General features: G+C 51.4%; 22 protein-coding genes and 2 pseudogenes. 16 read left to right on the top strand and 8 right to left on the bottom strand.

The annotated features are described in order from the left end of the window. The 4 genes from lacNas_RS02810 to lpdD all read left to right on the top strand — a co-directional run. On the top strand, nt 1-709 hold a 709-nt coding region (locus tag lacNas_RS02810; protein ID WP_201346566.1), incomplete at its 5' end, for a LysR family transcriptional regulator substrate-binding protein. Nucleotides 710-800: 91 nt separating this feature from the next. Further along, complete coding sequence (locus lacNas_RS02805) at nt 801-2,285, top strand: UbiD family decarboxylase (RefSeq protein WP_201330689.1); 1,485 nt, start codon at nt 801-803, stop codon at nt 2,283-2,285. A gap of 15 nt (nt 2,286-2,300) precedes the next feature. After that, nucleotides 2,301-2,870: a UbiX family flavin prenyltransferase gene (locus tag lacNas_RS02800; RefSeq protein WP_201330688.1), complete on the top strand. Its 570-nt coding sequence runs from the start codon at nt 2,301-2,303 to the stop codon at nt 2,868-2,870. Beyond that, entirely contained in the window at nt 2,867-3,277 is a 411-nt protein-coding gene (gene lpdD / locus lacNas_RS02795; protein ID WP_201330687.1) for a prenylated flavin chaperone LpdD, read from the top strand. The genes lacNas_RS02800 and lpdD overlap by 4 nt, the downstream gene beginning before the upstream one ends. Nucleotides 3,278-3,346: 69 nt before the next feature. On the opposite strand, the gene lacNas_RS02790 is transcribed toward lpdD, so the two are convergent. Beyond that, nucleotides 3,347-4,792 carry a 6-phospho-beta-glucosidase gene (locus lacNas_RS02790; protein ID WP_201330686.1) on the bottom strand — a complete coding sequence of 482 codons (1,446 nt, stop codon included), beginning with the start codon at nt 4,790-4,792 and terminating at the stop codon, nt 3,347-3,349. Nucleotides 4,793-5,223: 431 nt separating this feature from the next. Here lacNas_RS02790 and lacNas_RS02785 point away from each other — a divergent pair, with 431 nt between their 5' ends. Beyond that, a complete protein-coding gene (locus lacNas_RS02785; protein WP_244660654.1) occupies nt 5,224-6,003 on the top strand; it encodes a restriction endonuclease subunit S in 780 nt (259 codons plus the stop codon). A 545-nt stretch (nt 6,004-6,548) separates the two neighbouring features. Here the strand turns inward: lacNas_RS02785 and lacNas_RS02780 are convergent. Then, the gene (locus lacNas_RS02780; protein WP_201330685.1) at nt 6,549-7,421 is read right to left on the bottom strand and encodes a helix-turn-helix transcriptional regulator; all 873 of its coding nucleotides are present in this window, start codon (nt 7,419-7,421) and stop codon (nt 6,549-6,551) included. A 127-nt stretch (nt 7,422-7,548) separates the two neighbouring features. Between lacNas_RS02780 and lacNas_RS02775 the strand changes: the two genes are divergently transcribed. From lacNas_RS02775 to lacNas_RS02750, 6 genes and pseudogenes are all read left to right on the top strand, one after another. Beyond that, nucleotides 7,549-9,279: an FAD-dependent oxidoreductase gene (locus lacNas_RS02775; RefSeq protein ID WP_201330684.1), complete on the top strand. Its 1,731-nt coding sequence runs from the start codon at nt 7,549-7,551 to the stop codon at nt 9,277-9,279. Between the two features lie 152 nt (nt 9,280-9,431). Then, the gene (locus lacNas_RS02770) at nt 9,432-10,052 is read left to right on the top strand and encodes a CatB-related O-acetyltransferase (protein WP_201330683.1); all 621 of its coding nucleotides are present in this window, start codon (nt 9,432-9,434) and stop codon (nt 10,050-10,052) included. Between the two features lie 210 nt (nt 10,053-10,262). Beyond that, nucleotides 10,263-10,727, top strand: coding sequence for a nucleoside deaminase (locus lacNas_RS02765; RefSeq protein WP_201330682.1), 465 nt, complete (start codon nt 10,263-10,265; stop codon nt 10,725-10,727). 24 nt (nt 10,728-10,751) lie between these two features. Next, nucleotides 10,752-10,892, top strand: a pseudogene (locus lacNas_RS14560) (hypothetical protein); the annotation flags it as partial. Nucleotides 10,893-11,073: 181 nt separating this feature from the next. Further along, on the top strand, nt 11,074-11,760 hold the full coding sequence (locus tag lacNas_RS02755) for a bifunctional transcriptional activator/DNA repair enzyme AdaA (protein ID WP_373868157.1): 687 nt from the start codon (nt 11,074-11,076) through the stop codon (nt 11,758-11,760). Continuing rightward, a pseudogene (locus lacNas_RS02750) lies at nt 11,748-12,098 on the top strand (methylated-DNA--[protein]-cysteine S-methyltransferase); the annotation flags it as partial. The gene lacNas_RS02755 and the pseudogene lacNas_RS02750, both read left to right, overlap by 13 nt. 36 nt (nt 12,099-12,134) lie before the next feature. Here lacNas_RS02750 and lacNas_RS02745 read toward each other — a convergent pair. Continuing rightward, nucleotides 12,135-12,974: a M23 family metallopeptidase gene (locus tag lacNas_RS02745; protein ID WP_201330679.1), complete on the bottom strand. Its 840-nt coding sequence runs from the start codon at nt 12,972-12,974 to the stop codon at nt 12,135-12,137. Next, the gene (locus lacNas_RS02740) at nt 12,974-13,414 is read right to left on the bottom strand and encodes an 8-oxo-dGTP diphosphatase (RefSeq protein ID WP_201330678.1); all 441 of its coding nucleotides are present in this window, start codon (nt 13,412-13,414) and stop codon (nt 12,974-12,976) included. Before lacNas_RS02740 ends, lacNas_RS02745 begins: the two co-directional genes overlap by 1 nt. A 146-nt stretch (nt 13,415-13,560) precedes the next feature. Here lacNas_RS02740 and lacNas_RS02735 point away from each other — a divergent pair, with 146 nt between their 5' ends. Genes lacNas_RS02735 through pepT form a run of 3 tightly spaced genes read left to right on the top strand, consistent with a single transcriptional unit; the run spans nt 13,561 to nt 16,328 of the window. Beyond that, complete coding sequence (locus tag lacNas_RS02735) at nt 13,561-14,253, top strand: tRNA (adenine(22)-N(1))-methyltransferase (RefSeq protein WP_201330677.1); 693 nt, start codon at nt 13,561-13,563, stop codon at nt 14,251-14,253. After that, nucleotides 14,250-15,050, top strand: coding sequence for a Nif3-like dinuclear metal center hexameric protein (locus tag lacNas_RS02730; protein WP_201330676.1), 801 nt, complete (start codon nt 14,250-14,252; stop codon nt 15,048-15,050). Before lacNas_RS02735 ends, lacNas_RS02730 begins: the two co-directional genes overlap by 4 nt. Before the next feature lie 39 nt (nt 15,051-15,089). Next, a complete protein-coding gene (gene pepT / locus lacNas_RS02725; protein ID WP_201330675.1) occupies nt 15,090-16,328 on the top strand; it encodes a peptidase T in 1,239 nt (412 codons plus the stop codon). Nucleotides 16,329-16,689: 361 nt separating this feature from the next. On the opposite strand, the gene lacNas_RS02720 is transcribed toward pepT, so the two are convergent. The 4 genes from lacNas_RS02720 to lacNas_RS02705 form a co-directional block, all read right to left on the bottom strand. Next, nucleotides 16,690-16,875 (bottom strand): LBP_cg2779 family protein, encoded by a 186-nt coding sequence (locus lacNas_RS02720; RefSeq protein ID WP_201330674.1) that lies wholly within the window; start codon nt 16,873-16,875, stop codon nt 16,690-16,692. A gap of 68 nt (nt 16,876-16,943) precedes the next feature. Beyond that, the gene (gene lepB / locus lacNas_RS02715; protein ID WP_201330673.1) at nt 16,944-17,513 is read right to left on the bottom strand and encodes a signal peptidase I; all 570 of its coding nucleotides are present in this window, start codon (nt 17,511-17,513) and stop codon (nt 16,944-16,946) included. A gap of 58 nt (nt 17,514-17,571) precedes the next feature. Then, nucleotides 17,572-18,138 (bottom strand): signal peptidase I, encoded by a 567-nt coding sequence (gene lepB, locus lacNas_RS02710; protein ID WP_201330672.1) that lies wholly within the window; start codon nt 18,136-18,138, stop codon nt 17,572-17,574. A 42-nt stretch (nt 18,139-18,180) separates the two neighbouring features. Further along, the gene (locus lacNas_RS02705; protein ID WP_201330671.1) at nt 18,181-19,017 is read right to left on the bottom strand and encodes a site-specific integrase; all 837 of its coding nucleotides are present in this window, start codon (nt 19,015-19,017) and stop codon (nt 18,181-18,183) included. A 214-nt stretch (nt 19,018-19,231) separates the two neighbouring features. Here lacNas_RS02705 and lacNas_RS02700 point away from each other — a divergent pair, with 214 nt between their 5' ends. Together lacNas_RS02700 and lacNas_RS02695 are read left to right on the top strand one after the other, a co-directional pair. Next, complete coding sequence (locus lacNas_RS02700) at nt 19,232-20,086, top strand: alpha/beta hydrolase (protein ID WP_201330670.1); 855 nt, start codon at nt 19,232-19,234, stop codon at nt 20,084-20,086. A gap of 261 nt (nt 20,087-20,347) precedes the next feature. Then, a partial coding sequence (locus lacNas_RS02695) for a sugar O-acetyltransferase (RefSeq protein ID WP_201346565.1) occupies nt 20,348-20,879 on the top strand: 532 nt, incomplete at its 3' end.

Here is a 20,879-nt window from a genome sequence, read left to right as displayed (position 1 = left end):
CCCGTTTGCCCGCCAGGTGGTTGAAAGCAGCCGCCGCTTTGACCAGGCGGTTGAAGACTGCCGCCAAGAACAGGTCAAGACGCTCGATTTGTATGCCATCCCGACGATGACCAACTACGACTTTTTCAAAGCAGTGACGCGGTTTATGAACCAGCATCCGGAAGTTGAACTTGTTTTTCATGAGGGTGAGTCCAGCGATTTGGCCAAAAAGCTGCGCCATCCGCAGGACCTGCTTTTTTTGCGCAAATGGGACAGCAAATTCGACCAACAAGCCGAATACATCGCCTTTGAGGATGACGAACTGGCCCTGTTCGTGGCCGAAAATTCACCGCTGGCAAAGCGGGATAAGGTTGGGCTGAGCGACCTGAATGGGGAGCGCTTCTTGACTCTGGGGGAGCGGACCTACTTTGAAGCGATCATCACGCAGGCCTGCCGGCAGGCGGGCTATGAGCCGGAATTCTTCTATCACGGCGAAAGAATTGAGGCCATCCTGGACATGGTGCGCCAGCAGCTGGGAATCGCCCTCTTGATGAAAAAATCAGTTTCCCAGGGCCAGCTGCAGGGCCTCAAGCGCCTGGAGCTGAAAGAACAGATCAAAAGCCAGCTCTGCTTAGTCCGGATGAAGGGCCGCCACAATCAGACCCAGCAGCTTTTTTGGCAGATGATGAAAGAGTGGCAGGCTGAAGGGAAGGATTCCGATTCGGAATAGATCGGCGGCGACTTAGAATTGCAAGTCTTTCACGGGAAATCTACAATGACAGGTAAAGACAGATAAATACCAAAAGCAAAGGAGCAAAAAAATGTCCGAAAAAATTACTGATCCATGGGATCTGCGCAAAGTCTTGCGCGAAATTGCCGACGATCCAGAGAACTACCATGAAAGCAATGTTGCCATCGACCCTGACGCAGAAATTTCCGGCGTCTACCGCTACATCGGCGCTGGCGGGACGGTCGAGCGCCCGACCAAGGAAGGTCCGGCCATGATGTTCAACAACCTGAAGGGCTTTGACAACACCAGAGTCTTGATCGGGCTGATGGCTTCCAGAAAGCGGGTCGGCAAGATCCTCCACCATGACTGGAAGACCCTGGGCCGCTTTTTGAAAGATGCCGTTGAAAATCCGGTCCACCCGGTTACGGTTTCCAGAGAAGAAGCTCCGGTTCAAGAAGTCGTGCACCTGGCCAGTGACCCGGACTTTGACCTGCGCAAGCTGGTTCCGGCGCCGACCAACACCGAATATGACGCCGGCCCTTACATTACCTGCGGCCTGGTCAAGGGGTCAATGCCTGACAAGTCCATGACCGACGTGACGATCCACCGGATCTGCATTGAAGGCAAGGACACGATGGGGATGTACATCATGCCGGGCGGCCGGCACATTGGCCACTTCCAAAAGGAATTCGAAAAACTGGGCAAGCCGATGCCGATCACGATCAACATTGGCCTGGACCCAGCCGTAACGATTGGCGCTACCTTTGAACCGCCGACAACTCCTTTGGGCTATGACGAATTGGACGTTGCCGGTGCCTTGCGCCAGGAACCGGTGCAGCTGGTTGACGGGGTGGCCGTTGACGAACAGGCCCTGGCCCGGGCAGAATACGTCATTGAAGCGGAAATCATGCCTAACGAAACGATCGTTGAAGACATCAACACCCACACCGGCCACGCCATGCCAGAATTCCCAGGCTACAACGGGGATGCCAACCCGGCCGTCAACCTGGTCAAGGTCAAGGCAGTGACCTGCCGGCGGGAAAACCCGATCATGCAAAGCGTAATCGGGCCGAGCGAAGAGCACGTGTCCATGGCCGGGATTCCTACGGAAGCTTCCATCCTGGAACTGGTCGACAAGGCGATTCCAGGCAAGGTGGTCAACGTCTACAACCCGCCAGCAGGTGGCGGCAAGCTGATGACCATCATGCAGATCCACAAGGACAACGAAGCTGACGAAGGGATCCAACGCCAGGCAGCCATCCTGGCCTTCTCCGCCTTCAAGGAACTGAAGACCGTCTGGCTGGTTGACGAAGACGTTGACATTTTTGACATGAACGACGTTGTCTGGACGATGAATACCCGCTTCCAGGGAGACATGGACTTGATGGTGCTGTCGGGGATGCGGAACCACCCGCTTGACCCGTCAGAGAGGCCGGAATACGACCCGAAGTCCATCCGCTTCCGCGGGATGAGCTCCAAGACGGTGATCGACGGCACTGTGCCGTTTGACATGAAGGACCAGTTTGAAAGAGCGCACTTCAAGGAAGTCGCTGACTGGAAGAAGTATTTGGATTAAACAGGAATGAGCTTGATGAAAAGAATCGTAGTTGCCATTACCGGGGCCAGCGGGTCGATCTACGGCATTGACCTGCTGAAAAAGTTGCAGAAAATGCCAGACATTGAAACTTGGCTGGTCATGAGCGACTGGGCCAAGCAGAACATTGTGATCGAGACTGACTATACCGTTGAAGAAGTTGCCAGCCTGGCCGACCAGGTTGCCGACAACCAGAATCTGGCAGCTGCCATTTCATCAGGCTCTTTCCAAGTCGATGGGATGGTCGTCGTGCCGGCGAGCATGAAGACAGTGGCCGGGATCTCCCTGGGTCTGGACCAGGACCTGATCATGCGGGCCAGCGGGGTGATGATCAAGGAGCAGCGCAAGCTGATTCTGATGCCGCGCGAGACCCCGCTGTCGGCGATTCACCTGGAGAACCTTTTGAAACTGGCCCGGCTGGGCGTGCAGATTATTCCCCCGATTCCGTCTTTTTACAGCCGGCCGGAGACGATCCAGGACCTGCTGGATCAAACGAACATGCGGGTGTTGGACAATTTGGGCATCTCCAGCAATTTTGCCAAAAGGTGGGGTGAGAAGCAGGCATGAGCAAGAAAAAGGTATTCACGGTCAGCCAGGAGGGCTATGAAATCAGCGCCGAGGTTGAGTTGGCCAATAAGGACCTGCTGGTCAACCTGCTGGGCGGAGACGTGCCGCATTTAGGCGGAGTTTTGACTTACGACCACGCCAGCGGCGAGGTCAAGGAGCTGAAATTTTACAGCCATGACGGCCGTTTTCACAAGGACATCCTTTTAGCCAGGGTTTTTGCCAGCGAGGTCAGAGACAGGCTGCCAGGCAACTTGTGCGTCTGCGCCGGCGTGCACGTCGACGGCATCAGCAAAGCGCAGATTGCCGCTTCAACCGGGATGACCCAGGAGCTGGCCAAACAGGTCCTGGCCTGGCTGAAAGGGCAGGAGGACTTCAAGGAGCCGGCTTACACCAGTCATTTTAAGTAGAGAACAAAAAAGCATTCAGAGATCATTTGCAAACGATCTTTGAATGCTTTTTGCTTGCTGTCTGAAATGTTAGTCCAGGTCGGTCCCGTTGGAAGCGATGACCTTCTTGTACCAGTAGTAGGAGTCCTTTGGAGTTCTGCTGAGGTCGCCAACGCCTTCGTCATTCTTGTTGACGTAGATGAAGCCGTAGCGCTTGTCCATCTGGCCGGTTCCGGCGGAAACCAGGTCGATTGGCCCCCATGGCAGGTAGCCCATCAAGTCGACGCCGTCGATGGCAACGGCCTTTTCCATTTCGCTGATGTGCTTCTTGAGGTAGTCAACGCGGTAAGGGTCGTGGATCTTACCGTCTTCAACCTTGTCGTAGGCTCCCAGGCCGTTTTCAACGATGAACAGCGGCAGGTGGTAGCGGTCAGTCAAGTGGTTTAAGGAAAGGCGAAGACCAACCGGGTCGATTTCCCAGCCCCAGTCAGACCGTTCCAAAGTCGGGTTGACGGCAACGGCCTTTTCCAGGTCGCTTAATTCGTCTGCCGTAACCTTTTCGCTGGAAACAGTGGTTGATTGGTAGTAGGAGAAGGCAACGTAGTCTACAGTGCCTTCCTTGAGGACGATGCGGTCTTCATCGGTAATGTCTGGCCGGTAGCCATGCTTTTCAATATAAGCTTCAACCGCCTTCGGGTATTCACCGAAGACTTGGACGTCTGAGAAGAAGTCCCGGTGCTGTTCAAACTTGTCAGCCAAAAGGGCATCAGCTGAACTTGAAGTCAGCGGACGAACCGGTGAGTAGTTGATCATCAAGCCGATCTTGAAGTCAGGGTTGATTTTGTGACCGATCTTGACTGCCAAGGCGCTGGCAACGAATTCGTAGTGGGCAGCCTGGTACATGGCTGCTTCTTTTTCTTCATCGGTCATGCCGTCTTTAAAGAGGATGCCGGAGTTGGTAGCCATCAAAAAGTCGTTGTTGAAGGCACTTTGGTTGTCGATTTCATTGAAGGTCATCCAGTACTTGACCTTGTCCTTGTAGCGCTTGAAGCAGACTTCAGCGAAGCGGACAAAGAAGTCGATGGTCTTGCGGTTGGTGAAGCCGCCGTAGTTCTTGGCCAGGTTGAAAGGCATTTCGAAGTGGCTTAAGGTGATGACTGGTTCGATGCCGTACTTGTGCATTTCATCAAACAAGTCGTCGTAGAACTTCAAGCCTTCTTCGCTTGGCTGCTCATCGTCACCGTTAGGGAAGATTCTGGTCCAGGCAATGGAGGTTCTGAAGGCCTTAAAGCCCATGCCTGCCAAAAGCTTGATGTCTTCTTTATAGTGGTGGTAAAAGTCAATGGCGGAGTGGTTCGGGTAGTTCTTTCCCGGCAGAACGCCGTCGGTGATTTCCCGCGGCTTGGTTGCGGAACCCACGGTCATCACGTCAGCGACTGAAACGCCTTTGCCACCGACGTCCCAGGCACCTTCTAACTGGTGAGCGGCAACAGCGCCGCCCCATAAAAAGCCTTCCGGCATTTTAGCAGAGTACATTGAACAAACCTCCATTTTGTGTTTTCGGTATCTTTCATTACTTTTGCAATTTGCTTGCAATTTCCACATCTATGTAAGTAACCGCTTACGAGAATGATTATAATTGGTCTTGAAAACTATTTCAAGAGAAAAATGACATTTCCCTTATTTTTTATTCGCAAAAAAGAATCGAATCAGGATGAAGGCAGCTGCTAAGATGTAGAGAAACAAGATACAGACCATTATTTTAAAACAACTGTGTCACTAAATAGAAATACCATATACTTTATATTAAAGAATATGCTTTTTTAAAATTATTAATTTTCTAATCTCGCGTCAAAGCCTGCTATGACGGGGCTCTCGGCCAGTGATCAGCGAAAAAAATAAAATTAAATGTCATGAAAGCTGTTTACTTTCACGTGAAAGCGGTATACACTGTAAAGGTTTCGGAGTTGTTTAAACTGATCGATGTGATTGAGAAGAACGTTGCTGAGTTCCAAGATCTTGAACAGGCAATGAGATCGAAATTGCTTGACCTTGCAATGCAAGGCAAGTTGGTAGAGCAGGATCCTAGTGATGAGCCGGCAAGCAAATTGTTGGAGAAAATTAAAGCGGAAAAGGCAGAGTTGGTGAAAGAAGGTAAGATCAAGAAGGGGAAGAAACTTCCAGAGATCACTGATGATGAGAAGCCTTTTGCAATTCCTGATAGCTGGTCATGGGTGAGATTAGGGGATGTGGGAGATTGGGGAGCAGGCGCCACACCTTCAAAATCAAATCATGAGTATTATAATGGTGGTACAATTCCCTGGATTCTTACGGGCGATTTAAATGATGCCCACATCACCGTTGCAAACCAACATATAACTGAAAAGGCTTTAAAAGAAACCTCTGTTAAGATTAAGCCGGTAGGTAGTGTTCTGTTGGCTATGTATGGTGCAACTATAGGAAAATTGGGAATATTGGACATTGAAGCTACTACCAATCAAGCTTGTTGCGCATGTGTTCCATTTACAGGCGTGTCAAATAAGTACTTGTTTGACTATCTAATGTTTATGAAGCCTAAGTTTATTAAAAGTGGCGTAGGCGGAGCACAACCAAATATATCTAGAACTAAAATTGTGGCAACGCCAATCCCTCTCCCACCATTAGCAGAGCAGAAGCGAATAGTTGCTAAACTGACTGAATTGTTTGAGCAACTAGATACCATCAAGCAAAACTTGATGTCTGTTTAAGGTAAGTGAGATAGGAGGCCCATTATTGCCGCATCTATAATTGATGCCCAATGATTTCACGATCTACTTCTAGCTAGACAAGCGTAATTACAGCTCAGAGTGGATCAATTTTACGCTTGAGTAACCAGAAATGATAGTTGTGCTTTCACAATTGCACCGTTATGGTATTACAATGGGCCAAACACCATGTGCTCTCGCATTGAAACTTTTCCCCAAGGCGATGAAGTGTCTGAACACTTCTCGCTAATTGACGTTCCTTCAGTTGAGTTAGAGTTTGATCAAGCACATGAAGTAATAATATTTCATTTATACCGCAGTTTGGATTTGGTGGATCATTTAACGATTTACTTGGAACGTGATCAAGTAGCTCACCTACGTGAATATCTGAAGTTCTATCTTGATAGGACTAAATAATTTTGCTAACTGTTCAAGACTTGTATAATAATGGTGTTTTTTAAGGTGATTAAGAACATAGCGAAAAGCACAAGCAATAAGTGAAAATGGCTTCGGTACCACACCGAAGCCATTTTTTGTTCTCCCACATGTCATCCCTCCCGCGCAAATTTCCTGTACTCACTCGGCGTCATCCCGGCGACCTGCTTAAAGGCGCGGTAATAGGCAGTCACGCTGGGGTAGCCCACAATCTCGCTGATTTCCTCAATGCTCTTGGTCGTCAGTTCCAAAAGTGACTTGCTGATCGCCACCCGGGTTTCCATCTTCAGCTGAGTAAAAGTTTGGTCAAACAGCTGCCTGATCAAGCGTGACAGGTACTTGGGCTGGTAGCCGAAATATTCTGCCATTTTTTCCAAAGTGACGTCTTGAATGTTGGCGACCAGATAATTCATGATCATCCCCGTCCTGGTTTTAGAATTGGTGTAGTGGACATTGCTGCTGGGAAAGCGCGAGGAATCCAGCCGGACGCGGGCATGGTAGTGGCGGGACAATTCCGTCAAGAAGCCCGCGCAAGCCAGGGACAGTTCATAATCAAGGAAGCGGTCGTCTTCTCCGTCCTCAGCAATTTTCTGGCAAAAATTCAGCGCTTCGTGGCAGATTAGATTGTCCAGACCGGTGTAATGGATATAGCTTTCCGAACCGTCCAGGTCCTTAAACACATCGTGCACCAAGCCATTATTGGCCATGGTCAGCATGTCGATCACTGACTGGCGTTTGAAGTCCAGACTGACCAGGCGCAGGCTGAATGGCTCCCGGTTGAAAAATTCCAGCCTTGGCAGCTTCTTTGAGATCACGATGTCATATGAATCCAGCTGGCAGGGCAAGTTGTTCAAGACCGCATGACAGGGGGAGAGCAGCTCAACCAGTTCTAAGTGAAAATCTGAGCTTTTACTAGCCGCTGCTTCTTCTTTGAAAAAATCATGGCTGATCGCTATTCTGTCGGTAATTTTCTGCTGAATGAACATTTTTTCTCCTTGGCAAAAGATACTTTTTGCGAATAATTTAGATACCTTGCTTAATTACTATTATACTTTTTTCACGATACAATGTAAGCGGTTAGAAGAAATGAGTAAGGAAACAAGGAGAAAAATCATGTCATACCAAGACGGGAAATACCAAACGGAAGCAGAAGGCCTGCACGGGCCGGTCAAAGTAGAAACGACCATCACGGATGGGAAAATCAGCGCTGTTGACGTCCTAGTCGGGGCTGGCGAATACCAGTCCAAGGCTAACGACGTCATCGCCAGCGAAATCATTGCCTCCCAGTCAACCGAAGTTGACGCCGTGTCTGGCGCCACGGTCTCTTCCAACGCCATCATGACCGCGGTGAAAAAAGCCCTGCAGGAGGCCAGCGGAGAAAGTCAGGCTAAGACGAAAGAAGAAATAACCACCGACCTGGCCATCGTTGCCGCCGGCCCGGCCGGCTTGGCTGCGGCAGTCTCTGCTGCTGAACAAGGCGTCAAGGTCGTGGTTTTTGAAAAGGAAAAGATCACTGGCGGGACCGCCAACATGGGCATGGGGCCGCTGGGAATCAACACCAAGATCCAAAAGTCCAACTTTAATGAAATCTCCGTGGCCGAAGCCTTGAAGAACCAGATGGAATACACCCACTACCGGGTCAACGGCCGCTTAGTGGCCCGCTACTTCAAGCAGTCCGCCTCAACCATCGACTGGCTGGAAGAGATGGGCGTCAAGTTCGCCGGGGCCTTCCGCTATTTCAAGGAATCAAACGCTACCTGGCACATCGTTGATCCAGGAAATGGCAAGATCGGGCCAGGCTGCGCCTCAGCCATGAACAAGGCCTTGACCAAGCGGGCTGAAGAACTGGGCGTCAAGTTCTACCTGGAAACGCCGGTCAAGCGCCTGTTAACCGAAGATGGCAAGGTAACCGGCTTGCTTGCTGAAAGCGAAAATGCCGCATATACTGTTCACGCCCAAGCCGTTGTCGTCGCAACCGGCGGCTACGGGTCAAATGCTGAAATGCTGAAAGAGCGGCAGGGCTTTAACCTCGACAAGGACTTCTTCACCTTCAACGTGCCTGGCATCAATGGCGAAGGCTTGAAGATGATGTGGGATGCCGGGGCTCAGAAGTACGGCGATACGGTTGAAATGATCTATATTCTCCCGCACAACCTGGAATACATGGTCGCTGACGGCGTTCTGCGCCAGCCGAACCTGATGATCAACCAGAAGGGCGACCGCTTCATGGATGAAGGCATGCTGGGCAATACTACTTTTTCCGGCAACGCCATGTTCCTGCAGCCAGGCCACTATGCCTACGTCATCATGGACCGGGCAATTTTGAAAAAGTACCAGGAAGACGGCCCAGACATCATGGACATCGTCCACCCGGCTGCCGGCTTCAAGATGCTGGATCCAGTAATCAAGAAGGCGGAAGAGAACGGCTATGAAGCCATCATTACGGCAGACAGCGTGGCAGAGCTGGCTGACAAGCTGGATATTCCAGTTGAAAAGCTTCAAAAGACTATCGACGACTACAACAGCTATTGTGACCATGGCCAAGACAGCGAATTCTTCAAGAATCCTGACTACCTGCACAAGCTGACGGGGGAGGGCGGCTTCCTGGTCGGCAAGTTCTACAGCGGGGCCTACGGCACGGTTGGCGGCGTCAAGATCGACGAAAACTGCCAAGTGCTGGATGATGACGACCAGGCTATCCCGGGCCTTTTCAGTGCGGGATCTGACGCCAACACCATCTACGCCGACAGCTACAACTTTACCCTGCCAGGCAATACCATGGGCTTTGCCGTAAATTCCGGCCGCATCGCTGGCCTGGAAGCAGCCAAGCAGATCAAGCAGTAACTGAATATCGCAAAAAGGCGGTTGACAAAGTCAGCTGCCTTTTTTGATTTGAAAATTTTTTTGCAAAATCCAACACATATGCTGAAACTGTGCTTTTCTTTTCATACCTTTCTGGCGCATAATAATGACCATCAACGAAAGGAGCTCTAGCTATGAAAGAAACAGAAATGATTTACCTCAAAGACATGGTGAAAAGCAGCAACATTTTTGCCGGAAAGTACACTTACTACGCCAAGGAAAAAGCAGAAGAGGACTTCGAAGAAGACTGTGTCCTCTACAACCGGGAAGACCGGGCCAAGCTGATTTTCGGCAGCTTCACCAGCATTGCCAACGGCGTCCGCTTCATCATGCCGGCAGCCAACCACTCCATGAACTCTATTTCAACTTACCCCTTCATGGCTGTCAAAAAGGACTGGTACGACCGCTCCAGCATGCGGGCAGAAGACATGCCAGTCAAAGGGGACACGGTGATTGGCAGCGACGTCTGGATCGGCCGGGGAGCGACCATCATGCCAGGCGTCAAGATCGGCAACGGCGCCGTCATCGGCAGCAGGGCGGTTGTTGCTAAAGACGTGCCAGACTACGCCATCGTTGCCGGCAACCCGGCCCGCCTCATCCGCTACCGCTTCGACCCAGAAACAATCGATTTCTTAAACGAGCTTGAATGGTGGAATTTCTCAGATGAGCAAATTGAAGAAGCCATCCCGTATCTGACCAACCTTGACCTGGAAGAATCCAAGGCCGGTCTGCTAAACATCAAAAACAAACGCTAAGCAAGATCAGCAGCGGCAAAGTGTACAAGGCGGCCTTTATTCGGTAAAATGAACACCATGAGCAGGAAAGGCGGTCATTAATGTCTCTTATGAGCGGGAGTGCTTTAAGGTGACCTTAAGTGAACTTTTCGAAGTTGGCATCCCCCGCGTAGAGATGGAACGCAAATTCCTGCTGGGCAGCAAAGCAGATAGTTAAGTGGAGGGCTGAGGATGACAGATGAAGAATACATGCGGCAGGCAATCGCGCTTTCCGCGGCGGCAGCGGAACATGGAAATGAGCCATTTGGCGCGGTTTTGGTAAAGGATGGGGAAGTTGTCTGCACTAATGAGAATCAGATCTATACCATGCATGACCCGTCCTTTCATGGCGAGACCGGCTTGATCAGAAAGTTCTGCGGCGAGACCGGCATTACCGATCTGCATGAATACACGATGTACTCCAGCTGTGAGCCATGCTTCATGTGCAGCGGCGCCATGGTGTGGACGAAACTTGGCCGGCTGGTCTATGCCGCAAGCAATATCGACCTGGAAAAGATACTTGGAAAAGAAGGCTGCAATTGCAGCAAGATTGTTTTTGACCATTCTTTCTGGCAGCCAGAGGTCACAGCCGGCGTTCTGCGCGCTGACAGCCTTAAGGTGCTGGACGCTTATTTCTCGAATAAGAGCAAAGGCTAATGGAATTTCCCAAGCCAGGAAACTTCTATGTCCCGCCCGTCCATTTACAACTACTTTGAGGGCAAGGAAGAAATTTTTCTGGCTCTGCTGACCCGGGAATACGGGAAAGTGGACCGCAGATGTCAGAAAGCTGACAGAAACGCACGCTTTCCTGGAGCCGGATGACTTAGCCCGCGCGCTGGCTCATACTCTGGCTGACCGAGTTCAAAGCAGGCCACGGATGAGGCCGGGCTTTCCTACAAGCAGACGACGATCGAAGAAATCAGCTATAAACAAGTCATCAGATAGGTGGCAATAAGGAACTTGCCAAGAATTCTTTCCTAGCCAGGGAAGGATTTTTTGGTTTATGGCAAAGCGCGAAAATTGCAACTGCCATTTTTGGAAGAAAAACGGCAGCATCTATGGTAAAGTTGCGTATAGAAGATCAAAAGCAGGCTTGACAGCCGAAGGCAAGGAGGAAACTATGATGGACGATGAAATGTGGGAGGCGGTAAGAGACTGTGACCCTTCCTATGACGGCAAGTTTTACTATGCCGTGAAGACAACAAAAATCTTCTGCCGGCCTTCTTGCAAATCAAAAGTTCCCAAAAGGGCCAATGTTGAATATTTCAAGACCCGGCAAGCAGCAGAAGCAGCTGGCTACCGTCCCTGCAAACGCTGCCGGCCCGACCTGCCTGCCTATGACCCAGGCCGTGAGCTGGCAGAAGCGGGCAAGGCCGCCTTTGACCGCTATTTCAGCGACCAGGAAGAGCTGGATAGTAAATTGAAAGAGCTGGGCGCGAGCAAAAAGCGCTTGTCGCTGCTCTTCAAGCAATACTACGAGATGCCCGCCAAGGAATATCTGGTCCAGGTGCGCCTTGCTGCCGCCAAGCAGGCCTTGCAGGCCGGGGCCAGCGTTTTGGATGCAGCCGGGGCCGCGGGCTATGAAAACATGTCGACTTTTTACGCGCATTTTCGCCGGCAGACCGGACTGCCGCCGGCAAAGTACCGGCAGACCGGATCATCCCCGGCGACCCTTCAGGCGACTTGGTGAAGGCCTGCAAAGCGGAACTGACAGAATATTTTGCCGGGCAAAGGCAGGACTTTGACCTGCCGCTGAATCCGGAAGGAACGGATTTTCAGAAAAAGGTCTGGCAGCAGCTGTGGCAGATTCCCTATGGGCAAAGCAGAACTTACAAGGAACTGGCACAGATGACAGGGAGCAGGCAGGCTTCGCGGGCCGTGGGCATGGCCAACCACTGCAACCCAATCTTGATCCTGATTCCCTGCCACCGGGTCATTGGGGCTGACGGGAGCCTGACTGGGTACGCGGCGGGCCTTGAAGCCAAAAGGTATCTCCTTGACCTGGAAAAAGGAAAACAAGAGAAATAAAAAAGACGACTGACACTTGTCAATCGTCTTTTGCTTTTACTTGATAAAATTCTTTACGTAGTGATAAAGGTGCTTGCTTTCTTCTGATTTCAGCTTGGCCTTCTTGCTGGCCAGGGTGCTGTTGTAGCTGGCTGCCTTGGCATTGTAGCTGGCGACCTTTTCATTGTATTCCTTGGTCTCCTGCTGCTTCTTCAGGCTGTTCTGGATGAGCGTCATCGGATTCAGCCAGGTGCCGTTGTCGGTCGCGTAGTTCTTGTAAGGCTGTCCGTGCTTGGTGATGTAGTCGCTGCTGGTCTTGGTGACCCCCAGGTGCAGGTGGGAAGCGGTCAACCGTCCCAGCTTGTCGCCAAGCTTGACCTTCTGGCCGGCCTTGACCGTGATGTCTGACCGGCTGGCAAAGCCTTCCTGGTAGATTTCAACGTAGCCGTCTGAGGAAACGACCCAGACATAGTAGCCCAGACCCGTGCAGTAGCCGATCTTCTTGACCGTCCCCGGGTGCACCGCCAGGACCGCGGCCTTGTTGCCGACCTCGCTCCAGCCGAAGTCCCAGCCGTCATGGAAGTAGGACTTCTTCGGGTAGGTCCGCCGGCAGATGTCAGTTTTGCCGTAGCGCTGGCCGGACAGGTACTTGATCTGTTTGGTGTAGCACTTGGCAAAAGGATAGCCCCAGATGTCTTTCTGGCTCAAGGTCTTCTTGGCCTTCAGGGCCTTTGGCCGGGTAGCAACCAGCTTGATGTCCTTGGACAGCGGGTAGTTGTTGATGTAGGCGCCGGCAAAGGCAAATAGGCCCGCGAAAATCAGGCAGATCAGGATGACCGGCCAGAAGCGTTTTCGGCTCTTCTTGTTCTTTTTGTTTTTCTTGCTCTTCTTGGTCATTAATACAGAAAATCCTTTTCGTTTAACAACAAATGTTCATCAATGTCTGAGTTCAAAAAGACCTCAAGGTCCCGGTCAAAGTTGTAAGCCAGCTGCCGCTTGGGCAGGTCGCTGATCTTGACCCATTCCAGCCGGCCCTCTCTTGAGGAGCGCACGGTTCCGGAGAACTTGTCTGCCCGGTAGAAAAATACCAGGTAGCGCCGGTCCTGCTGGTCAAAAAACTGCTTGAAGCCGACCAAGCGGGGGTCAACTATGTCCAGATTGGTTTCTTCCTTGACTTCTCTGACGACGGAATCATGAAAGGACTCATGCCGCTCAATGTGGCCGCCTGGAAAAGCCAGGCCCGGCCAGAAGGGGTCCAGCCGGTCGATCGTCAAGACCTTGTCGCCGTCGACGATCATGCACATGTTTGTCAGAGTAGTTGCTTCTGTTCGATCCATCTGCTGTCTTTTTGCCTCCTTGACTAGTTTAAGCTAGACAAAACCTCTGTTAATTATAGCACGCGGATTATTTTTTTGCAGAAACTCTCTTTGGCTGGCGGTCAATATGATAAAATTTAGTTTTGGAAAAAGGAGCGCTTAACTTTATGAATTTAAGACTTAACAAACTTGCCGAAATGGTTGATCCGGGCAGCCGGGTGGCCGACATCGGCACCGACCACGCCTATCTGCCGATCCGCCTGGTTCAAAGCGGCAAGATCAGCCACGCTATTGCCAGCGACGTTGCCGCCGGCCCTCTGGCCAATGCCAAAGCCGACATCGCTTCGGCCGGCTTGGCAGATGCCATCGAAACCCGCCTGGGCTCGGGCCTGGAGACAATCAAGGAAGAAGACGGAATTGACACGGTCGTCATCGCCGGCATGGGCGGCAAATTGATGGTCAGCCTGTTGGCTGAGGCGGCCGGCCGGGGCGTTTATTACCCGACCCTGGTCCTTGAGGCCAACATCGGGGAAAACACCGTCCGCCGCTGGCTGATGGAGAACAAGTATGAAATCGTTGCTGAGGACATCGTCGATGAAGCTGGCCACATCTATGAACTGATCAAGGCGCGGCTGACTGACCGGATCCATGAGCTCAGCGTCCGCGAGCAGGAATTCGGCCCCTTGCTCTTAGCGAAGAAGACGGATGTTTTTTATAAAAAGTGGCGGGGGCAGGAAGCCTATTACCAGAAGCTGCTGGCTAATTTGAACAAGGCCCGGCAGAAGGATGAAGGCCGGATCAAAGAAATCGAAGACCTGCTGGCCATGATCGAAGAAGAATTGTCAGGTGCAGAAAAATGACTCAAGTAAAAGATATCGTTGCCAAACTGAATGAGGCTTTTCCAGAAGCCATCGCTAGCGAAGGCGACCCGGTCGGCCTGCAGATCGGCAGCCTGGAAAGCCCGGTTCACAAGATCCTGGTGACTCTGGACGTGCGGCCAAACGTGGTCGATGAAGCCATCCAAAGAGGGGCAGACTTGATCGTCAGCCACCACCCCTTGATCTTCCGCCCGGTCAACAATCTTGACTACAGTGACCCGCAAAAGGCCATGTACGCCAAGATCATCGCGAATGGCATCACCGTTTACTCCATCCATACCAATTCTGACAAGGCTCAGGATGGGTCAAGCGACTGGCAGGCTCAAGAGCTGGGCCTGGTTGACGTGACCGGTTTTGCTCCGGACAAAGACGGCATCGCCATCGGCCGCAAGGGCAGACTGCCGGAAGCGATGCCTGCCAAGGACTTTGCCCACTATGTCAAAGACAAGATGGGCGTGGACATGGTCCGCTTGATTTGCGCTGACGAAGACAAGCTGGTTGAGACCGTGGCCTTTGTCTGCGGCGACGGCAACAAGTTCTGGAAGCAGGCCCTGGCAGATGAGTGCGATGCCTTTATCACTGGCGACGTCTACTACCACACCGGCCATGACATGATCTCTTCTGGGCTGGTGGTTGTGGATCCGGGCCACTACACAGAGAAGCTCTTCAAGTACGAGGCTGCCAAGCGTCTTGTAAGCTGGCAGAAGGAAGAGGACTGGGACCTTGAATGCCTGATCAGCGCGGTATCGACTGATCCTTTCCACAATATTTTTGACTAATTGAAATATCATTTTTTATGTAAAGAAAAAGGAGAAAAAATGGAATATCCAAGTTTGCTGCCAAGATTTTTGAAGTACGTCAAGATCAACTCCCGCTCTGACGAGCATGCCGACCGCTTCCCGTCCACGCAAAGAGAAGTGGACTACCAGATGGTCATCATGAAGGAGCTGGAAGAATTGGGCTTAGAGGGCGTTCACTACAACGAAAAGGCCGGCACGGTCATTGCCACTATCCCTTCAAACGTTGACTGGGAGGTTCCGGTGATGGGCTTTTTGGCCCACTGCGACACGGCCGACTTCAACTCTGAAAACGTCAAGCCGCAGATCACTGAAAACTACGACGGGGAAAGCAAGATCCAGCTGGGCGACAGCGAATTCTTCCTGGATCCGGCCGTCTTCCCGAACCTGAAGAAGTACAAGGGGCAGACTATCATTTCCGCGTCCGGCGACACTCTTTTGGGCGGCGATGACAAGTGCGGGGATGCAGAACTGGTAACTTTTGCCGAATACCTGCTGGCTCACCCGGAAATCAAGCACGGGGAAATCCGCTTGGGCTTCACCCCAGACGAAGAAATCGGCACCGGGGCTCAGCACTTTGACGTGGAAGACTTTAATGCCGCCTTTGCCTACACGGTTGACGGGGAAGGCCCGGGCAAGCTGGACTGGGGGACCTTCTCAGCTGCCCAGTTTGAACTGGACATCCAGGGCGTCAACGTGCACCCGGCCGTAGCCAAGGGGCAGATGATCAATGCCATCCAGGTCGGGATCGATTTCCAGAACTCCCTGCCGCAAGACGAGGTGCCGGAAAAGACTGAAGGCGAGGAAGGCTTCTACCACTTGATGGACTTCTCAGGGACCGTGGACAACACCCACATGGCCTACATTATCCGTGACTTCAAGCGCGACGGCCTGGAAGCCCGCAAGAACCTGGTCAAGGAGAAGGTGGCGGCTTTGAACGCCAAGTATGGCGAAAGAATCAAGCTGAAGATGTGGGACCAGTACTACAACATGGCTGACGAACTGGCCAAGCACATGGAAATCATCGACCTGGCCCGGGATGCCTACAGAGCATGCGGGATGACCGAAATCAACGAAGAACCGGTCAGAGGGGGCACGGACGGGTCACAGCTGACCTACATGGGCCTGCCTTGCCCGAACCTTTTTGCCGGGGAAGAAAACATGCACGGCCGCTACGAATACACGGTCCTGGAATCAATGTGGAAGGCTGTCGACGTCATGATCAAGATGTCAGAATTGCAAGCTGAACGCAACAAGTAAAAACAAAGATCAAAAAACGAAGCTGCTCAAAGGAATCATCCTTGGGCAGCTTCGTTTTGCTTTCTTCAGCCTGTGAATAACTTGGCCGTGTACTGGGTAAAAAGGGCCCGTGAAACAAAAAGGACAGAAAAAGGCTTACATTCTAAATGAGAAAAATCCCTTAACAGCGGGCTTCCTTAGAGGAAATGACTGGTTAAAGTTAAATGATAAAAATGGCAGCTGTTAAGAACAAACGGGGCCTATTCCTTTATTTGACGCGCTTTTTGCTATTTTACACTTTACGTAAATTGTAAAATAGTCAGCGTGAAACAAAAGCCGAAAATGACCAAAGAAAAAGCCGAACCGCTTGGTTCGACTCTGCTTACATCTGGCTCTGGAGGTAGTCCAGCATCTGGTTGATTTCATCGCTGGTAAAGCTGCCGCGTCCTTGTTTCATGGCGTGCACCTTTTCAACTGAGAGGTGGCTGGCGAAAGCCAAGGTAGTGTCGCTCACAGCATGCTTGCTCTGAAATTCGATGATTGCGTCCGAAAGTTCTTCTGGTTTCATTGATCTTCACTCCTTTATAAACTTATTTTACCATTTTTTAAAACAAGGTGAGGGGAGTTCAGAATTTTTTAGTAAAAGTTGCTGCTGATCTGGTTGACCGGCCAGTAGCGTAGCAGCACCTTGCTTAAGACGGAGCTCCGGGAAACCGGCCCAAAGCGGCGGGAGTCGTTGGAGACGTCTCGGTGGTCGCCCATGACCCAGTACTGGTTCTTCTTCAGCTTGATTTTGAAGTTATTAGTATATGTCATGCCAGCTAAATGATCAGCCGTTTTGTATTTGTTGTTCAAATATGGCTGGGCAATCTTCTTGCCGTTGACGTAGAGGACGTCGTTTTTGGACTGGACCGTGTCACCCGGCAGGCCGATCAGGCGCTTGATGTACATGGCCCCTGGCTGGTCGGGGGCTTTAATGATTACCACGTCGTTTCTCTTAGGAGTAAACTGGCGGACGGCAATCAAGCGGTCGCCGTCTTCAAAAGTCGGCTGCATGGATGGGCCGGAAACTACTTCATTGGCCAGGAAGAAGGAAAAGACCACATAGTAGATGGAGACAAGGACCAGGAACATGACGAAGACGTCCCGGAAAAACTTGCCCCAGCTTTCTTCTTCAGCAGCTGCCTGTTTGTTTTTGTTTTTCATTTTCTCTGCTCTTTTTCTCTTTTACACTCGTTTTGCTTGTATCCCTTTACTAAGGCTGTTAATAGAAGTTGGTGCTGATCTGGGTAAATGGCCAGTAGCGCAGAACCACCTTGCTGAGGATCGAGCTCCGTTTGATGGCCCCGAACTTCCGGGAGTCTTTGGAGACGTCGCGGTGGTCACCCATGACCCAGTATTGGTTCTTCTTCAGCTTGACCTTGAAGTCGTTCGTGTAGTTGACCCCAGCCAGGTTGTCCGCCTTCTTGTACTTGTTGTTCAGGTACGGCTGGGCAACCTTCTTGCCGTTGATGTAGAGAACGTCGTTTTTGGATTGGACCGTATCGCCTGGCAGGCCGACCACCCGCTTGATGTACATGGCGTTTGCCTCGTCAGGCGCCTTGATGATCACGACGTCGTTTCTCTTCGGGGTGAAGTGGCGGACGGCAATCAAGCGGTCGCCGTCTTCAAAAGTCGGCTGCATGGATGGGCCGGAAACAACTTCATTAGCTAAGAAGAAGGAGAAGATTACGTAATAAATTGAGACAAAAATGAGGAACATGACGAGGACGTCCCGGAAAAACTTGCCCCAGCTTTCTTCTTCGGCTTCTTGCTTCTTGTTTTTATTCATTTTTATAAAATCTCCTTTTATTGGCTATTAACCTATTATAGCCTATTTTTTTAAGGGGGCGTCACTTGCCCCTTGCTTTTTTAGCATCTGCGCGGAAAAACGGATCAGATTGCACTGGGCCGCGTTGTACTGGTAGTAAGCCAGGCGCTTGGGCGGGCAGCGCAGGATTTCCAGCAGTTCCTTGTCAGAATATTTCTGCTGGCTGATCAGGGAATAAACGTATGACAAGCGGAGGTTGGTCAAGGTCAAGGGCATGGGGGAGAGGAGGTCCTTGTCGGCTTTGACCAGCTGCATGATATTGTTGCTGCTGGCATAGGGCTCGCCTGACCTTGAGGCAAAAACGTAAGGATCCGGGCTGTTTTCAAAGGAAAGGCTCCCGGTCAAGTAATCGCTCATCTCGCCCAGATCATCCTTAACGTCGCTGTATCTGACGCTTAAGAGCTCTTTGGCTTGGTAGCCCAGGGCAAAAAGCTGCATGAGCCACAAGGTCAAAGGCTGCTTGACGCAGGGGACAAGGTCCGGCAAATGGTCCGGCCAGCCGATCACGTAGGTTTTCCGCCTTTCAAAAGAGTAGCCTTTCAGATCCAGCAGGCGGTAGGTCGGGGTGATCCCGGCCAGGGCCAGGTAGTAGAAATACTTTTTGATGTAGCTGACGTACTTGTTGACGGTCGTGACCTGCAGCTTTTCTTTGCTGGCCAGCTGCTGCAGGTAGTCACGGACGTTGCTGGCAGTGATGTCGTTGACTTCACTTGAGGGAAAATTCACCGCGGCATAAGCAAAAAAATGGCTGAGGCAGTAATCGGCATTTTCGACTGACTTGGGGCTGAGCCGCTGCGGGCCCCGGCACCAGTTTTCAAAGCCTTCTTGATGGGGATACATTTCTTCGACTCCTTTATTTTCAATTTCCTAATTGTTACTACAATAATTATACCACAATAACGCGGCTTCGCCGCGCTGGTTAAAACTTGGTTAACAAACGGTCAGGCAGATTGACTCCAAAAAGCGACAATCATACAATTAAGATAATAGTGTAAAAAAATAGTGTAGTTTGAAAAATAGTGTGTTTTTTAAGAAAGGAAAAAATAAAAACAGTATGAGCAAATACAAGAAAATTGTCCTGAGCCTGGCTCTGGCCGGTGGGCTCCTATTTGGGGCAGGCTTGACCGGTTACCATCACCCGGCAGCGCAAGCCAGCTCGTCGACTAGCAGAAAGCGCAAGCTGCGGCCAACCTTTTTCATCCATGGCTACAGCTCCAGCATCAAGGCAGAAGAATATTTTGCCAAGGCAGCAGAGCAATCCGGGGCCAGCAAGCAGATCATCAAGGCCCAGGTTGACGCCGCGGGCAAGGTCAAACTGAGCGCAAGCCTGTCAGCCAAAGCCAAAAATCCGCTGATTCTGGTCGGATTCGCGGACAACCGCAATCTTGACTACAACCGTGACGCCTGGTATGCCTACCAGGCGATCAAAGCCGTTGAAAAGACTCACCGGTTCACGCAGATGAACCTGATCGGCCACTCGATGGGGAACACGACGATCAGCTACATGCTGATCAATTACGGCCGGCGGAAGTCTTTCCCAACGGTTAAAAGGATGGTCGGCATCGCCGGCCACTATAATGGGGTTCGCGGCCAAGGCCTGAAGACGTCCGCGGACAGAAAGAACGGCCGGCCGCTCAAGATGAGTGAGACATACCGGCACTTGCTGGTTTTGCGGAAGATTTTCCCGAAAGCCCGCGTTTTGAACATATATGGCGACCTGCTGGACGGGAGCAATTCCGACGGGCGGATCAACAATTCTTCAACCAGATCCCTGCGATATCTGGTCAGCCCGCGGGCTAAGAGCTACCGGGAAAAGAAATTCACCGGTCCGAATGCCCAGCACAGCCGTCTGCGGGAGAACCCGGCCGTATTAAAGACTGCGATCCGCTTCCTGTGGCCTGGCAATTAATTTGGGAGCTTGCTTAAAAGATGAGAAGGACGCTGTTGGATTTTTGCCAGTTTTTCTATGCCTTGTTCAGTTTAGTGGTTTTCGGAAACTTGTGGCTGGATCCGGGCAACTTTCTTTTCCGGGTCATTTTCACCTTGATGCTGGCCTATTCAGCCTATCTGTTGTTTTTGTCAGCCAGAAATATTTGGCAAAAATTTCAAAATAAGAAATGACTTGCCGTGCTAAACTGAAGCTATAAACTAATAGAAAACAGGTGAAAAAATGACTGAAAAGGAAAAAATGCTGGCCGGCCAGGTCTACAATCCAGGCCAGGATGAGAAACTGATGGCTGAACTGGCTGCCTGCAAGGCCAAGTGTCTCCGTTACAACCAACTGACGGCGGGGGCAGAAAGAAAGGAGCTCTTGAAGGAGATCCTGGGTCAAAGCGGAGAGAGCTGCCACATTGAACCGAATTTCTGGTGTGACTACGGCTGGAACATCAAGGTTGGCGAGCACTTTTACGCCAACCACAACTTGACCATCCTGGACGCCGGCGGGGTGACCTTCGGCGACAACGTCTACATCGGACCTGACTGCGGCTTCTACACTTCCGGCCACCCCTTGGACGTGGCCAGACGGATCGGCGGCTTGGAATATGCTTACCCGATCACTGTCGGCAACAACGTCTGGATCGGCGGCGGCGTGCGCGTCGTGCCAGGTGTGACGATTGGCGACAATTCAGTTATCGGTGCCGGCAGCGTCGTTGTCAAGGACATCCCAGCCAACTGCGTGGCCGTCGGCAACCCTTGCCGGG

This window comes from Lactobacillus nasalidis, from assembly GCF_016587775.1.
GTDB lineage: Bacteria > Bacillota > Bacilli > Lactobacillales > Lactobacillaceae > Lactobacillus > Lactobacillus nasalidis.
The sequence above is the reverse complement of the archived record's forward strand: the minus strand, read 5'-3'. Positions and strand labels throughout refer to the sequence as shown.

What these genes read in the sequence shown, in the direction of transcription:
- lacNas_RS02805 (WP_201330689.1), top strand. Translation starts at nt 801, where the DNA reads ATGTCCGAAAAAATTACTGATCCATGGGATCTGCGCAAAGTCTTGCGC.
- lacNas_RS02800 (WP_201330688.1), top strand. Translation starts at nt 2,301, where the DNA reads ATGAAAAGAATCGTAGTTGCCATTACCGGGGCCAGCGGGTCGATCTAC.
- lpdD (WP_201330687.1), top strand. Translation starts at nt 2,867, where the DNA reads ATGAGCAAGAAAAAGGTATTCACGGTCAGCCAGGAGGGCTATGAAATC.
- lacNas_RS02790 (WP_201330686.1), bottom strand. Translation starts at nt 4,792, where the DNA reads ATGTACTCTGCTAAAATGCCGGAAGGCTTTTTATGGGGCGGCGCTGTT.
- lacNas_RS02780 (WP_201330685.1), bottom strand. Translation starts at nt 7,421, where the DNA reads ATGTTCATTCAGCAGAAAATTACCGACAGAATAGCGATCAGCCATGAT.
- lacNas_RS02775 (WP_201330684.1), top strand. Translation starts at nt 7,549, where the DNA reads ATGTCATACCAAGACGGGAAATACCAAACGGAAGCAGAAGGCCTGCAC.
- lacNas_RS02770 (WP_201330683.1), top strand. Translation starts at nt 9,432, where the DNA reads ATGAAAGAAACAGAAATGATTTACCTCAAAGACATGGTGAAAAGCAGC.
- lacNas_RS02765 (WP_201330682.1), top strand. Translation starts at nt 10,263, where the DNA reads ATGACAGATGAAGAATACATGCGGCAGGCAATCGCGCTTTCCGCGGCG.
- lacNas_RS02755 (WP_373868157.1), top strand. Translation starts at nt 11,074, where the DNA reads ATGGCAAAGCGCGAAAATTGCAACTGCCATTTTTGGAAGAAAAACGGC.
- lacNas_RS02745 (WP_201330679.1), bottom strand. Translation starts at nt 12,974, where the DNA reads ATGACCAAGAAGAGCAAGAAAAACAAAAAGAACAAGAAGAGCCGAAAA.
- lacNas_RS02740 (WP_201330678.1), bottom strand. Translation starts at nt 13,414, where the DNA reads ATGGATCGAACAGAAGCAACTACTCTGACAAACATGTGCATGATCGTC.
- lacNas_RS02735 (WP_201330677.1), top strand. Translation starts at nt 13,561, where the DNA reads ATGAATTTAAGACTTAACAAACTTGCCGAAATGGTTGATCCGGGCAGC.
- lacNas_RS02730 (WP_201330676.1), top strand. Translation starts at nt 14,250, where the DNA reads ATGACTCAAGTAAAAGATATCGTTGCCAAACTGAATGAGGCTTTTCCA.
- pepT (WP_201330675.1), top strand. Translation starts at nt 15,090, where the DNA reads ATGGAATATCCAAGTTTGCTGCCAAGATTTTTGAAGTACGTCAAGATC.
- lacNas_RS02720 (WP_201330674.1), bottom strand. Translation starts at nt 16,875, where the DNA reads ATGAAACCAGAAGAACTTTCGGACGCAATCATCGAATTTCAGAGCAAG.
- lepB (WP_201330673.1), bottom strand. Translation starts at nt 17,513, where the DNA reads ATGAAAAACAAAAACAAACAGGCAGCTGCTGAAGAAGAAAGCTGGGGC.
- lepB (WP_201330672.1), bottom strand. Translation starts at nt 18,138, where the DNA reads ATGAATAAAAACAAGAAGCAAGAAGCCGAAGAAGAAAGCTGGGGCAAG.
- lacNas_RS02705 (WP_201330671.1), bottom strand. Translation starts at nt 19,017, where the DNA reads ATGTATCCCCATCAAGAAGGCTTTGAAAACTGGTGCCGGGGCCCGCAG.
- lacNas_RS02700 (WP_201330670.1), top strand. Translation starts at nt 19,232, where the DNA reads ATGAGCAAATACAAGAAAATTGTCCTGAGCCTGGCTCTGGCCGGTGGG.